Origin of the sequence: Anaerovirgula multivorans (genome assembly GCF_900188145.1) — a bacterium.
GTDB classification, from domain to species: Bacteria; Bacillota; Clostridia; order Peptostreptococcales; family Natronincolaceae; genus Anaerovirgula; species Anaerovirgula multivorans.
Window position 1 is genome coordinate 1 of sequence record NZ_FZOJ01000059.1, and the last position, 14,841, is coordinate 14,841.

At 34.9% G+C, this 14,841-nt stretch carries 12 protein-coding genes; 11 read left to right on the forward strand and 1 reads right to left on the reverse strand.

What is annotated here, in order from left to right; translation table 11 throughout:
- Nucleotides 1-175 precede the first annotated feature (175 nt).
- Nucleotides 176-580 (reverse strand): hypothetical protein, encoded by a 405-nt coding sequence (locus tag CHB72_RS24690; RefSeq protein ID WP_089285532.1) that lies wholly within the window; start codon nucleotides 578-580, stop codon nucleotides 176-178.
- A 226-nt stretch (nucleotides 581-806) separates the two neighbouring features.
- Here CHB72_RS24690 and CHB72_RS24695 point away from each other — a divergent pair, with 226 nt between their 5' ends.
- The 11 genes from CHB72_RS24695 to mce all read left to right on the forward strand — a co-directional run bounded on the left by CHB72_RS24695 (nucleotide 807) and on the right by mce (nucleotide 14,589).
- Nucleotides 807-1,541, forward strand: coding sequence for a vWA domain-containing protein (locus tag CHB72_RS24695; protein ID WP_089285533.1), 735 nt, complete (start codon nucleotides 807-809; stop codon nucleotides 1,539-1,541).
- 91 nt (nucleotides 1,542-1,632) lie between these two features.
- A complete protein-coding gene (locus CHB72_RS24700; protein ID WP_089285534.1) occupies nucleotides 1,633-2,535 on the forward strand; it encodes a protein kinase domain-containing protein in 903 nt (300 codons plus the stop codon).
- Nucleotides 2,536-2,619: 84 nt separating this feature from the next.
- Nucleotides 2,620-4,020, forward strand: a complete 1,401-nt coding sequence (gene tilS, locus CHB72_RS24705) for a tRNA lysidine(34) synthetase TilS (protein ID WP_242975270.1) — start codon at nucleotides 2,620-2,622, stop codon at nucleotides 4,018-4,020.
- A gap of 219 nt (nucleotides 4,021-4,239) precedes the next feature.
- Nucleotides 4,240-6,195, forward strand: coding sequence for an ATP-dependent zinc metalloprotease FtsH (gene ftsH / locus CHB72_RS24710; RefSeq protein ID WP_089285536.1), 1,956 nt, complete (start codon nucleotides 4,240-4,242; stop codon nucleotides 6,193-6,195).
- 561 nt (nucleotides 6,196-6,756) lie between these two features.
- Nucleotides 6,757-8,133, forward strand: a complete 1,377-nt coding sequence (locus tag CHB72_RS24715; RefSeq protein ID WP_089285537.1) for an aspartate-alanine antiporter-like transporter — start codon at nucleotides 6,757-6,759, stop codon at nucleotides 8,131-8,133.
- 163 nt (nucleotides 8,134-8,296) lie between these two features.
- On the forward strand, nucleotides 8,297-8,626 hold the full coding sequence (locus CHB72_RS24720; protein ID WP_089285538.1) for a DUF3870 domain-containing protein: 330 nt from the start codon (nucleotides 8,297-8,299) through the stop codon (nucleotides 8,624-8,626).
- A 201-nt stretch (nucleotides 8,627-8,827) separates the two neighbouring features.
- Entirely contained in the window at nucleotides 8,828-10,384 is a 1,557-nt protein-coding gene (locus CHB72_RS24725) for an acetyl-CoA hydrolase/transferase family protein (RefSeq protein ID WP_089285539.1), read from the forward strand.
- Between the two features lie 688 nt (nucleotides 10,385-11,072).
- Nucleotides 11,073-12,752 carry an acyl-CoA mutase large subunit family protein gene (locus tag CHB72_RS24730; RefSeq protein ID WP_089285540.1) on the forward strand — a complete coding sequence of 560 codons (1,680 nt, stop codon included), beginning with the start codon at nucleotides 11,073-11,075 and terminating at the stop codon, nucleotides 12,750-12,752.
- A gap of 30 nt (nucleotides 12,753-12,782) precedes the next feature.
- Nucleotides 12,783-13,184 (forward strand): cobalamin B12-binding domain-containing protein, encoded by a 402-nt coding sequence (locus CHB72_RS24735; protein WP_089285541.1) that lies wholly within the window; start codon nucleotides 12,783-12,785, stop codon nucleotides 13,182-13,184.
- A 49-nt stretch (nucleotides 13,185-13,233) separates the two neighbouring features.
- Nucleotides 13,234-14,175, forward strand: coding sequence for a methylmalonyl Co-A mutase-associated GTPase MeaB (gene meaB / locus CHB72_RS24740; protein WP_089285542.1), 942 nt, complete (start codon nucleotides 13,234-13,236; stop codon nucleotides 14,173-14,175).
- Between the two features lie 12 nt (nucleotides 14,176-14,187).
- The gene (mce, locus tag CHB72_RS24745; RefSeq protein ID WP_089285543.1) at nucleotides 14,188-14,589 is read left to right on the forward strand and encodes a methylmalonyl-CoA epimerase; all 402 of its coding nucleotides are present in this window, start codon (nucleotides 14,188-14,190) and stop codon (nucleotides 14,587-14,589) included.
- Nucleotides 14,590-14,841 lie beyond the last annotated feature (252 nt).

A 14,841-nucleotide genomic window follows, 5' to 3' on the forward strand; every position in this document is an offset into this window, starting at 1 on the left:
CTATCGAGGTCTAGAGTTATTATAAACTCTAAATTCGATAGGCTTGATTATTTTTTGAGGATTTCAACTGAAATTTTCAATTTCCCGATATCCCCATATTTTTAATTGGCGATGAGAAGAATTATAATCAAAATAGTATCGAAACATTAGATGATCTGCAGTGAATGGGCTAGATCTACTTAGAATAAATCAGTACTGTTAAATCTTCCTCTTCTTCCTCTATAGGAGGCACAATGATAATAGCGATGTGTTCTTCCTTTTTCATATTTATAGAAACAGGCTTATTATCAAAAGTATTTTCCCAATTATTTTCTATGAGAAGTTCTTCATAATTTGTCAAAAACTCATCGGCAGTTATGTTTTGTACAGAATAGGTGGCGATATCCAAATCTTCCCCCTCACCCTCTCTAAATTCTATTAATTCCATATTTTCTCCATAGGCAGGGAGGTATGGAAACTCCTCGGTATATTGGATGCTATTATCTATACCATCTTCATTGTTTTGGTCATCTGATGATCTACAAGAAGATATTGTAAATACTAAGAACAAAGGTATAAGCAATAAAGCTATCTTTTTCATGGGAAACACTCCTTTAGTAATTTCTAGTATAGTATGCATCATAGAAGAGATCTTAATACATAAGGTTTGTAGCGGTCAAACCACAACCTTTTCATATTCTTCGGGCGACAGTGTCATGAGAACTGTCTGTGGTAAAAAGAGCCATATAGAGTAGATTTTGCCCTGAAATCTTTGCATAAAAAAAGCTTCAATGGCAATACTTCTAAAAAAGCCTAGGAGGTAAAATATGGACAATAAAGAGGTTGTTATTAAGCAAATTATTGTTGTTACAGATGGAGAATCTAATGTGGGGGGAAATCCTGTTGATGCCGCTAAAGAAGCCTATAGGAAAAACATCATTGTTAATACTATAGGCATTGTTGATCAAAAACAGGAGGATGAAAAACCTCTAACAGAAATCATTGATATAGCAGAGGCTGGAGGAGGTATATATGAATATACCTATATTGATGATCTTTACCAAACAATGCAGAGTGTAACTTATAAAACGGTAAATAGAACGATACAGGAGGCGGTAAATAAACAGCTAAAGGAAATGATTGGACAGAACCTAGATGATATGACACCAGCATCCCGTAGTAAGATATTGAACTATATAGATACCTATTCTGATGAAATAGCAATCCAGTGCTGTATTCTTATGGACACAAGTAGTAGTATGGCAAATAAAATATTGTCTGCTCGTTATAGCATTTTAGATTTAATAGATTCCTTTAAAAATAGGAAAGGAAAAGTTTCTACAGCAGTGATTGCCTATCCAGGAGAAGCTAGAGAAGGCTATAGGCTGGTTTTAAATTTTGATGAAGATTTGAAAGAACTAGAAAGAAGACTTTATGAAGTAAAAACCAAAGGAACCACCCCTACAGCTCCTGCAATTCATTATGCTATGGAAATCATAGAAGATTATAACAACATCAATCATCCTGAAGAAATATTAAAATTAGAGGACGCTATAGGATAAAATTAGACGGAGGATCATGATTCTCCGTTTCTTTATGCGTTTGTGTTAAAACAAATTGATGCAGTCAAATTTATTCTAAAAGGGTGATAAAATGAATATACCTCAATTATCTCCTTCTTCTATTATAGAAGGAAGATGGAATAAAAATAGATATGAAATAAAAGAAAAAATAGGAGAAGGTGGTATTGCTTCTGTTTATCTAGTAGAGGAAGTACAAACAAGACAGCAATATGCCATGAAAATTAGTAAAGATAGTATTTCTATAAATAGGGAATACCAACTATTGAAAAAGTTTCACAAAGTTGATATGATAGTAGAAACTTGGGGAATTGACGATTTGAAGCTTAATGGAGAGACCTATTACTATATTTTGCTAGAGTATATAAAGGGAGAAAATCTTAAGGAATATAATGAAAAAAATAAGTTGGATAATACGATAATTATCTCGATTATTCTTATTATTTTAAAAGGATTACAGACCTTTCACGACGAAGAATACATCATTGGAGATTTAAAGCTAGAAAATCTTATGCTGGATAAGCGGAATAGCAAATTGAAGATCATTGATTTAGGTGGTGTAGTCAAAAACGGTGACACGATTAAGGAATTTACCCCTCTATATGATCGTGCCAGTTGGAAGTGTGGGGAAAGGATAGCAGAAGCCTCCTATGATCTTTTTACGGTAATGATCGTTTTTATAAAGCTACTGTTAAAGGAGTCAATCCATCCAAAAAATCAAAAAATTGAAGACGTGATAGAAAAACTCAAAAAGTTGGATTTAGATAAAGAACTTGAAAACTTTATTATTGAAGGACTGTTAAAAAATAAAAAATCTTTGAATTTTTATATAAAGCGCCTTAAAAATTTGTATAACAGAGAGAGAGGCTATCAGCTACAGAAGAGACTCTTATTAAAAGAAAAAAGAGTTAATATACTCTTGAGTTTTAGTATACTTTTTTTCATAACTACAATAATTTTTCTTTTTTTGATTTAAAAATAAGATAATAGTGCATATAATAGAAAAGAATATGAAGATATGAATTACATCAAGAAGATAACATAAAAAACGAGGGATGAGATGATGTTAGATGATGTTAGGAAAACCATAAAACGATATAATTTAATGGATAGAGGAGACAAAATTGTAGTTGCTATTTCTGGGGGACCAGATTCAGTGTGTTTATTACATGTTTTACATAGTTTGATGAGTGAATTTAAATTGGAGCTGTTTGCTGCCCATTTAAACCACAATTTTCGTGGCATTGATGCCCAAATGGATGCTCAATATGTTGCGAAATTTTGTGAAGAATTAAATATTATTAGCTTTGTTAAAAGTATGGACGTTCCTAAATATGCAAAAGAACATGGGCTGTCTTCAGAGGAAGCGGGGAGAGTACTACGTTATGAATTTTTTGATGAAGTAGTAGAAAAGGTAGGAGCAAACAAAATAGCCGTAGCCCATAATCAAAATGATCAAGCAGAAACTGTACTGATGAGGCTCCTTAGAGGTACTGGTATACAAGGTTTAACAGCTATTCATCATGGGAGGGGACGAATTATTCGACCTTTATTAAATGTAAGCCGTAAAGAAATTGAAGACTACTGTCTTATACATAATTTATCTCCCCGTACAGATGAAACCAATCTAGAGCCTATTTATCATCGAAATAAAATTCGATTAGAGTTGATTCCCTATATACAGGGACATTATAATCCCAATATAATAGAGAGCCTAGCGAAAACAGCTGAAATTTTAAAGAAAGATAATGATTTCATGGAAGAAGCTGCCCGGGAAGCCTATCGTCAGGTAAAGATTGATTCTAGGGAAGGATGTTTAGAATTATCTATCGAAGGTATAAATAAATTGCATCATGCTTTACAATCCAGGATTTTCAGATTAGCGACAGAGGAGTTGGTGGGAAAGAAAGAAGCTCTAGAATATAAGCATATTAATAATATTATAGAATTACTGCAAAAAAATGAAACAGGAAAGAAAATTTTGCTTCCAATGGGTATAATAGTAAAGACCAGCTATAACAAAATTATTTTTACTACGGAGGACAGAGGAGAAGAAGAAGGTTTTTATTATCAGATATCCCCGGAAGACAGTATAACAATAGATGAAATCAAAGGAAAAATCACTACAAAAGTATTAATGAGAAGTGATATAAAAACTATTAGTAGAGATAAGTATATAAAATACTTTGACTACCATAAAGTCACAAAGCAACTCAATGTTAGAAGTCGAAGGGAAGGAGATCGGTTTTGGCCATTGGGGTTAGTAGGGAGTAAAAAGTTAAAGGATTTTTTTATAGATTATAAAATTGATAGAGAAAAGAGAAACGAAATACCTTTGATTTGTGATGGAGATGAGATTATGTGGGTAGTTGGTTATAGAATTAGTGAAAATTATAAAGTGAACAATGAAACCACCAAAATATTAGCAATAGAATATAAGACATTTTTAGAAGAAGAATAAGTAATGAGATATAGGTATACGTCTTAATATTTAAATTTTAATATACACGGTTTGTGTTTTTTGCTCTGAATTGTAGCCTTTAGTATGTTAAAATGCATAAGTACATGTCTATAGCATGAAAACAGTGTTAAATTTGTTATGCAAGTTGTTTTTAAATGGATAGTGTGGTAAAATATTTTAATGTAATAGAAAAAGGTAGTCATGAGAGGAGGACTTTATTTGAGGAAATTTTTCCGAGGAGCTAGTTTTTATATATTGATTTTCATTATATTACTGATTCTCGTACAACAATTTGCCAAACCGACACAACAGACGGTAGATGTAGATTTTTCTAGGTTATATAAGGAACTTGTAAATGGCAATGTTACAGAGATTCATATAGTGGACCGTTCAATAGAAGGTACCATTCTGAGAAATGATGAAACCGTTTATTTCAAATCTTTTATTCCCACTGTATTCAGTGAAGAAAGATTTACAGCTATCATAGAAGAACAAATAACAGATCAAAGAAATTTAAAGGTTACAGGAGCACCTCCTCCAGGAACCCCATGGTTTATAGAGCTGTTACCTTCTATTTTTATGATATTGATTTTTGTAGTTTTCTGGTTTGTATTTATGCAACAATCCCAAGGTGGCGGCAATCGAGTCATGTCCTTTGGGAAGAGCAGAGCAAAGCTCCACAAGGAGGATGAAAAGCATAAAATCACCTTTGATGATGTAGCAGGCTTAGACGAAGAGAAGGAAGAACTGCAGGAACTTGTAGACTTTTTGAAAAACCCTCGTAAATATATAGAGTTGGGTGCAAGAATCCCAAAAGGAATCCTAATGGTTGGACCTCCTGGGACAGGAAAAACCTATATTACCAAAGCAGTAGCAGGAGAAGCAGGTGTCCCCTTCTTTAGTATCAGTGGTTCAGATTTTGTGGAGATGTTTGTTGGTGTCGGTGCATCTCGTGTTAGGGATTTATTTGAACAGGCAAAGAAAAGTTCTCCTTGCATCATATTTATAGATGAGATCGATGCTGTTGGTAGAAGAAGAGGTGCGGGATTAGGGGGCGGTCATGATGAAAGAGAACAAACCCTAAATCAACTACTGGTTGAAATGGATGGCTTTGGAATAAATGAAGGAATTATTATTGTAGCCGCTACCAATAGACCTGACATACTAGATCCAGCACTATTAAGACCAGGACGTTTTGACAGAGAAGTTATGGTAGGTACTCCTGATATCAAGGGACGTGAAGCTATATTAAAAGTTCATTCAAAAAGTAAGCCATTAGATAAAGATGTGGATTTAAGAGTGTTGGCAAGAAGGACCCCTGGATTTACTCCAGCTGATATAGAAAATTTAATGAACGAAGCTGCTTTATTAACTGCTAGAAGAAATGAGAAAAAAATAAGAATGGCTACCATAGAAGAAGCCATTACAAAAGTAATTGCAGGAGTAGAAAAGAAAAGCCGTGTTATTAGTGAAAAGGAAAGAAAACTGACAGCATATCATGAGGCTGGGCATGCGGTGGTAGCAACACTTATGCCAAACACAGATCCTGTTCATCAAGTAACCATTATTCCGAGAGGTAGAGCTGGCGGATTTACCATGATTCTACCAGAGGAAGATAAGTATTATATTACCAAGACGGAGATGGTGGAACACATCGTTCATCTACTTGGTGGAAGGATTGCAGAAAAACTTGTATTAAATGATATTAGTACAGGAGCACAAAATGATCTGCAAAGAGTATCAGACATAGCGAGAGCTATGGTAACTAAATATGGAATGAGTGATGTAATAGGTCCAATGGCTTTAGGCGGTGGGGATGAGGAGGTCTTCTTAGGTAGAGATATAACCTCCAAACGTAATTATTCAGAGAAGGTAGCTTCCGAAGTAGACCATGAGATTAAGCGCATCGTAGATGAAGGCTATGCGAAAGCAGAGGAGCTATTAAGAGAAAACATGGATAAACTACACACTGTAGCAAAGGCATTGCTGAAGTGCGAGACTTTAGATGCTGAATTATATAAGAAAATCTTCTCAGGTGAAATCCTAGTGCAAGAGGAAGATACAATAGAAGAAATTGAGAAGAAATTAAAAGAGATTAAGGAAAAAGAAAAACAAGAAGGAAAATCTCAAGAGCAAGAAAAACAAGAAGATAATAATGAAAACAAAGAAGAATAATTCTAATCCTGAATTTTTAATTCAGGATTTTTTTTGTGATGAATCAATTTTAAGTACTATTTGCTGAGGAAAAAGCTTACATAGTTAAATTTGTGAAAAATAATTTTTAAATAATCTAAATTATTGAAGGAATTTTTAAAAAAGTAGCGAATATACATACTAATAATAAAAAAATAAAAGTTTCACAAACTTTTTTAGATGATATTAGATAATACTAGAAAAAATGCATATAATTATCTATTTATATAGCTGAGTTTTTATTTGAGGAATCCCCATTTCTTTTAGTGTAAAAGCTACCAAGCCATAGAATTTATTTCTATGGCTTTTTTTATTCATTCTGTGTAAACGATTGCAACGAAATACAAAATCTTTCTTCGGAAGTTTCAAAGGTTGATTGCATTCTGTATAAGCAATCAACCTAAAAGTTATAAATCAAACTTTTGGTTGTCTACTTATGGTCATCTGCTTAAGGTAACTAACTTAATCTAAGCATAGACAGGAGGTGTGAGAAAGCAAGGGGTTGTTAGTTGAAAAAAACTAAGGTAAAGAGGGGGATAAAGGATGAAATTTGATTATGTTGTATGGATTACAAGTCCGTATATACTTATGTTTTTAGCAATTTTTACAGGCATAATACTTGGAAATATTAAAATTGGGAAATTTAATTTTGGTGCATCAGGGTGTTTATTTACAGGGTTATTTATAGGTTGGGTAGTGTATCGGTATGGCTTAGGATTCCAAGAAGGGGAAAAAGGATATCAAGCTGTTCAAAATATGCTTACTGCAGGAGTAATTCCGTCAACATTTTTCACATTATTCTTAATTTTCTTTGTGGTAGCAGTAGGTCTGCTGGCAGCAAAGGATCTAGGAGCAGTTCTAAAAAAATATGGTCTTAAATTCGTCATTTTGGGTTTTTTAATTACGTTATCAAGTGCTATGGCCACCTATGGAATGGTACTATTAGGTCCCAGTGATAATCCTTATGAGATTTCTGGAGTTTATACAGGGGCATTGACCAGTTCACCAGGGTTGGCAGCGGCAATTGAAACTGCTAAAGCTCATGCTACGGAAAGAGTGATTGCTTATGAATCTGTTAGTATAGAAGATAAGCAAAAATTTATAAAAATCCTTGACCCTTCAGGAGAATTAACTCCGGAAACCTTAATGACTTTAAATACTGAGGAAAGAAGTCAATTTGTTAGAAATGCAGAGGCGGGAATTGGGTTAGGATATGCAGTCGCCTATCCATTTGGGGTTCTTGTAGTAATTCTTGCAATTAATTTCCTGCCTAAAATCTTTAAAATGAATGTCGAAAAGGAGAAGGAGAGGTTTAAACAAGAAATGACAGAAGCTAGGATGGCTGTTAAGGGCAGAAAAGAAATAGCAGAAACAAATTTTGATATCATTGCCTTTACAATTGCCTGTTTCTTTGGATATTCAATTGGAACTATTGAGATCTATTTAGGGTCCTTACTTGGATATTTCAGCTTAGGAGCAACCGGAGGGGCATTAATAGGCTCTTTGATTCTTGGTTACATAGGGAAAATTGGTTTCATTAATTTTAGAATGAATTCTAAAATACTATCGGTTGTAAGGGAACTTTCTCTATGCTTTTTCCTTGCAATTGTGGGATTGCGTTATGGATATCAAGTTTTTGATGCAATTATGGGAACTGGAGTTTTTTTGGCATTAACGTCTCTATCTGTTGGGATTGTTGGGATTTTAGTAGGTTATTTGGTAGGAAGATACGTATTCAAACTCAATTGGATTATGCTAGCTGGAGCTATCTGTGGTGGAATGACATCTACCCCTGGTTTAGGAGTTGCTATTGACTCTCTGGAAAGCGATGATCCTGCTGCGGGTTATGGAGCAGTATATCCATTTGCTCTTCTGGGAATGGTATTGTTTACGATCCTGCTCCATAGACTTCCAATGTAAGATGATAAATTGAATACAACGAATTAGATGTAAATAATCTCAACTACATAAATCGTCTATAAATCTATATACTGACTAGAATTATGGTAGATTGTCATTGATATTTTATTAAAGTAAAAATAAAATAGAAGTATAGTAAATTTGAAGAGAAAATGGTGATGGTATGAAAGCTTTTGAAATATTTATAAGTGGATATGCTAAGCTACCCTGTGGCACTACAGCTGAAGAACTGTACAAGGTAATAGCAGTAGGGATTCTAGTGGATAAAAATACTGGTCAGATACTTGATGCCGATTGTACACTAGTCACTAGGGTAGCAAAAGAGCAGGTGAATAGACTGTTAACTGGTAAAAATATTATGAAATTTGAGGAAATTGAGGAGGCTTTTAATGATAGGTATTTTGGGTCTGCAAAAAAAGCATTAATTTCTTCCACTAAAAAATGTCATGAAAAGTTTAAAGCTCTAATTGAACAGGGTGTTATGGCCGATTGAATTATATAAAAATAAACATTAACTATGATTTAACTCGATTATCTATGGAAGCAAAATCTCCGTTTGTTTCATTAGTAGATATAACAAGGTTAGATATACTATCCAGGTATTTGGATTTGTATATCTATTTTTTTTCCCAATCCTTAACCTATTAATATTCACTCATCAATAATTAAATGAAAAAAAGGAGGTTTCTTGAAGATGAATAATAGAATAAGAAGAGAAGATTTAAAGGATAAAATCATGTCTGCAGAGGATGCGGCCCTATTAATTAAAGATGGTATGACTATGGCTACCAGCGGTTTTACACCTTCGGGTTATCCGAAGGCGGTTCCTTTAGCACTAGCGAAAAGAGCAGAAGGTGGAGAAAAAATTGAAATAACAGTTATGTGTGGTGCTTCTGTAGGAGATGAATTAGATGGTTCTCTTTCTAAGGCAGGTGTCATGACGCGTCGTTACCCGTACCAAACTAATGAAAGCATTAGAAATGCCATTAATCAAGGAAATATATATTATCAAGACATGCATTTAAGTCATGTAAGCCAATATATGGATTATGGGTTCTTCGGAAAAATTGATGTAGCATTGGTAGAAGCCCTTGCAATTACTGAAGAGGGTTGTATTATTCCAACTACTTCTGTCGGATTAACTCCCCAAGCAATTAAAAATGCCGATATGGTTATTGTAGAGATTAATACCTCTCAACCACTAGAGTTAGAGGGGATACATGATATATACATGACTGAAAAGCCGCCCCATCGTAAACCAATACCAATTATTCGTCCAGGAGATCGGATTGGTACAACATTTATGCCCTGTGCTCCCGAAAAAATTGCAGCAATTGTCGTGACGGATATTACAGATAAAGTAAGACCATTAGGACCAATAGATGAACCCTCAAGAAAAATATCGGGGCATATTATTGATTTTTTAAAACATGAGGTAAAAATGGGACGCTTGCCCCAAAACCTACTTCCTTTACAGTCTGGAGTTGGGTCTGTAGCCAATGCTGTTTTAGGAGGGCTGGTTCATTCTGATTTTGAGAATTTGACCTGCTATACTGAAGTAATTCAAGATTCTATGCTTGATTTAATCGATGCAGGTAAGATAACTATTGCTTCTAGTACTGCTTTGACACCATCAGAGGAAGGATTAAAGCGACTTTATGAAAATATGTCTCATTATGCTAAATACTGTATTCTTAGGCCGATGGAGATTAGTAACAATCCAGAGGTGATTAGGCGTTTAGGAGTAATAGCTATGAATACAGCAATTGAAGTTGACATATATGGGCATGTGAACTCAACCAATATCATGGGTTCCAGAATGATGAACGGGATTGGTGGTTCGGGAGATTTCACTAGAAATGCGTACTTTTCCATCTTTACAACTGTTTCTACGGCAAAAAATGGAGATATATCATCTATTGTGCCCAAGGTTTCCCATGTAGATCATACAGAGCATGATGTAACAGTGATTGTTACTGAGCAAGGTTTAGCAGATTTAAGAAAAACATCTCCAAGGGAGAGGGCAAGGAAGATTATACAGAATTGTGCACATCCAAGCTATCGTGATATGCTGATGGACTATTTGAAGGAAGCAGAAAAAGGGAAATTTAAGCATCAACCTCATAGCATAAAAGAGGCCCTTTCATGGCATGCTCGATTTTTGGAAACTGGTTCGATGAAGGTTTGGAAGAAAAATCAAGATATTGGTAGTTCGCTGAATAAGAAGAAATTAGCCTTAAGCAATACTTAGCTAACAACATATTTACTTCTTCTTTGTGCAATTAAAGTTTAAAATTGGTTATCTATAAAATAATAGAACTGGTATAATTTTTGTAATGTGTTTGAACAAAATCAACTTGGAAGGCTTCTAAAAATTTCCAAATAAAGATTTTATTCTTTCTTCAAAATTCAAAATTTTCATATATGCAAGATGAAATGTTTTGCAATTCTTATTTTACATATTTTCCAAATATAAAGAGGATAAAAACCTCTTTGCAAGATATATTTAGAATTATATCTTGCAAAAAAAACCTGCAACCAGCTAATGATAGAAAATTCTGATAATTACTCATTCCATTTTTTTAAATAAGGTTGCAGGAATTATCTAAAAATTGTAGAATAACAATTAGGGGTTAAAACAATGCAATTTTGATTTCAAATTTCATAACACATGCAATAAAAATTTCAAAATTGGAAAGATTTATAAATTTTTACCTAAAAATTTATAAATCGGCTACAAATATTTCTTTTAAAACATATATAATTATAGTTGGAGATCAGCATTGAAAATTTTGATCAAAATTGGTTGCAAAGCGCATATATATTTAAAGTCTATGGGACATTATGTTCATAGGTATCTTTTATTTATGATTAACCTCAAAAGGATTGTATTTGTTTACTGAGAATTCTATTTAAATAACCATGAGGGAGGCAATAGCATGTTTGAAAAAGAAAAGTTAGAGGAACTTAAAAAAAATCAAACCGATTGGAATGACAATAAAGTTGGGAAGAGTTTGGAAAGGTTCCCCGAAAGAAAGAAGCAGTTTGCAACTGGTTCAAACCAGGAGGTAGATAGACTTTATTCTCCTGTACATCTAGAGGATTTTGATTATGACCAGGATTTAGGTTTTCCAGGAGAGTATCCTTTTACTAGAGGGGTACAGCCTACTATGTACAGAGGTAGGTTCTGGACCATGAGACAGTATGCTGGCTTTGCCACTGCTGAAGAGTCTAACAAAAGATACAAGTATTTATTAGAGCAGGGCCAAACAGGACTATCCGTTGCTTTCGACTTACCTACCCAAATTGGTTATGATTCAGACCATGCCTTGGCAGAAGGTGAAGTAGGTAAAGTAGGGGTAGCTATTGATTCTCTAAAGGATATGGAGATATTATTTGATGGTATTCCTCTTGATAAGGTCAGTACTTCTATGACCATTAATGCACCAGCATCTGTTTTACTGGCAATGTATATAGCTGTTGCAGAAAAACAAGGAGTATCTTCTCAAGAATTAAGAGGAACCATTCAAAATGATATATTAAAGGAATACATAGCGAGAGGAACCTATATATTTCCAACAGAGCCTTCCATGAGATTGATTACTGATATATTTGAATATTGTTCTGAGCATGTGCCAGGTTGGAATACCATAAGTATTTCAGGATACCACATTCGAGAAGCTGGTTCAACTGCTGTACAAGAGGTTGCTTTCACTTTGGCGGATGGTATTGCCTATGTAGAAGCAGCTATAAAAGCAGGCTTAGATGTAGATAAGTTTGCTCCAAGACTGTCTTTCTTCTTTAACGCTCATAACGATTTACTGGAAGAAGTTGCTAAGTTTAGGGCTGCTAGAAGACTTTGGGCAAAGATTATGAAGGAGAGATTTGGTGCTGAGAGTCCAAAATCAATGCAGTTAAAGTTTCATACTCAAACCGGTGGTTCAACTCTTACAGCACAACAGCCTGATAATAATATTGTACGTGTGGCGATCCAAACCTTAGCTGCAGTATTAGGGGGTACCCAATCATTACATACCAATTCTAAGGACGAGGCACTGGCTTTGCCAACAGAAGAGTCTGTAAGAATTGCTTTAAGAACACAACAAATCGTTGCACATGAAAGCGGTGTGGCTGAAACTGTAGACCCATTAGCGGGTTCTTACTATATAGAGAGTTTAACTAATAAAATTGAGCAAGAGGCTATGGAGTATATTAAAAAGATTGACGATTTAGGTGGAGCAGCAAGTGCGATTGATAAAGGCTTTATTCAAAAAGAAATTATGGACAGTGCTTATGAATATCAAAAACAAATTGAAAGTGGAAACAGAATTGTTGTAGGTATGAATAAGTTCCAAGTGAAAGAAGAAACCCCTAAGGGATTATTGAGAGTAGACCCAGCGGTTGGTGAAATGCAAAAAGAAAAAATTAATCAGCTTAAAGGGGAAAGAGATAATAAGTTAGTACAGGAAAAACTAACTATTCTTAAAGAAGCTGCGGAGGGTAAAGAAAACTTAATGCCGCATATTTTAGAAGCTGTTAAGGTCTATGCTACCTTAGGTGAGGTTTGTGGTGTCTTAAGAGAAGTATTCGGCGAATATCAACAAAACGTTATTCTTTAATATAGGAGAAAAATAAAGGAGGTTCACGAGATGGATAGACCTATAAGAGTGTTAGTTGGAAAACCTGGTTTAGACGGGCACGATAGAGGGGCAAAGGTAATAGCAAGGGCTTTAAGAGATGCGGGAATGGAAGTAATCTATACAGGACTAAGATTGACACCTGATCAGATTGTACAGGCGGCTATTCAAGAGGATGTAGATGTTGTAGCCTTAAGTATTTTATCTGGAGCTCATAATCATTTATTACCAAAGGTTGTGGAACTATTAAAAGTAGAAAATATTTACGATGAGACTTTAGTAATATGTGGTGGAGTTATTCCTGAAGAAGATATTCCTTTCTTAAAGGAAAAAGGTGTTGCTGAGGTCTTTACACCGGGAACACCTACTGGTGTAACAATAGATTTTATAAAACAAAACCTAAAGAGGGCTTAACCCCCCTCTTTCTTTCCTGTTTCAAAAACATTAACTAGGTGGTGCAGAAATGGATTTAGCGGAAAGGTTGTTAAAAGGTGAGAAAAGAGCGGCTGCCCGATTGATTACAAAGGTAGAGAATAATGAAAAAGATGCACTAGAAGCATTATCCCAAATATATCCACATACCGGAAAAGCATGGGTAATAGGCATCACTGGGCCACCGGGTGCAGGGAAAAGTACCCTCACCGACAAACTGGTAAAAAGACTGCGAAAAGACGATAAAAAGGTAGGCATTATCGCTGTTGATCCTACTAGCCCCTTTACGGGAGGGTCTATTTTAGGAGATCGCATTCGTATGTCTGACTTAAATACTGATCCTGGTGTATTCATTCGAAGTATGGGGACAAGAGGGTACTTAGGAGGGCTATCTAAAGCTACACAAGGAGCTGTAAAGATATTAGATGCCTATGGATTGGATTATATATTTATCGAAACAGTAGGGGTAGGGCAGTCAGAAGTGGATATTGTGAAGGCAACAGATACTGTTCTGATGGTAATGGTTCCTGGATTGGGAGATGATATTCAGGCGATTAAGGCGGGAATCATGGAAATAGGAGATGTTTTCGCTATCAATAAGGCAGACCGCGAAGGAGCCGATAGAACAAAAACGGAAATAGAGATGATGCTTGACTTTAATCACAAGGATTGGCGACCTCCTGTAACCAAGATAGTAGCCATAAAAAATGAAGGTATAGAAGAATTAGTAGGGCAATTAAATAAACATAAAGAATATTTAGAAGTCGATGATAAGCTGATAGAAAGAAGGACAAAAAATAGTGAACTAGAGATACTGGAATTAACTCAGCAAAGTCTTATGGATAGAGTATTAAACAGCGATGAAAAAAGAGAAGAGATTCGGGATTATGCTGAAAAAGTTGCAAATAGGGAAGTAGACCCCTATACAGTTAGCAATGAAATTGTAGGAAAGATTTTAGCTAAAAATAGTTAAGGAGGAGTTAAAATGAAGGTAGGGAAGGTTGACCATATTGGCATTGCAGTTAAGAACCTGGATGAAACATTGAAGTTTTATCAGGAAATACTAGGTTTAGAATGTATAGGAACTGAGGTTGTTGAAGAGCAGAAGGTGAAAGTAGCCTTTTTACCTGTAGGAGATACGGAGGTAGAACTTTTAGAGTCCACTGAAGAAGACGGTCCTATTGCAAAGTTCATTGAGAAAAAGGGAGAAGGTATTCAGCATATTGCTTTTAGGGTAGATAATATTGAAAAGGCGATTGAAAACATGAAGGCAAAGGGCGTAAAGATGATTGATGAAAAACCTAGGTATGGAGCAGGTGGAGCAAAAATAGCTTTTTGTCATCCTAAAAGTACAAATGGAGTTTTGGTAGAATTAAGTGAAAGATAAAAAAATGCAAGCTTTAAAAAAATTGAAAGCTTAAAAAATTTTGTGTTTTATACTAAAATACTATTTGTTTTTGTATTTTATGTTATAATACTACTTGTGTAGTTCTACAACAAGTAATCACATTGGGAGGGTGAATTATGACTGTGAACAAACTAGAAGATCTTCGCCAACGGAAGGAAAAAATCCAGCTAGGCGGGGGAACAAAAAGAATTGCTGATCAACATGAAAAAGGCAAGCTGACAGCAAGAGAGA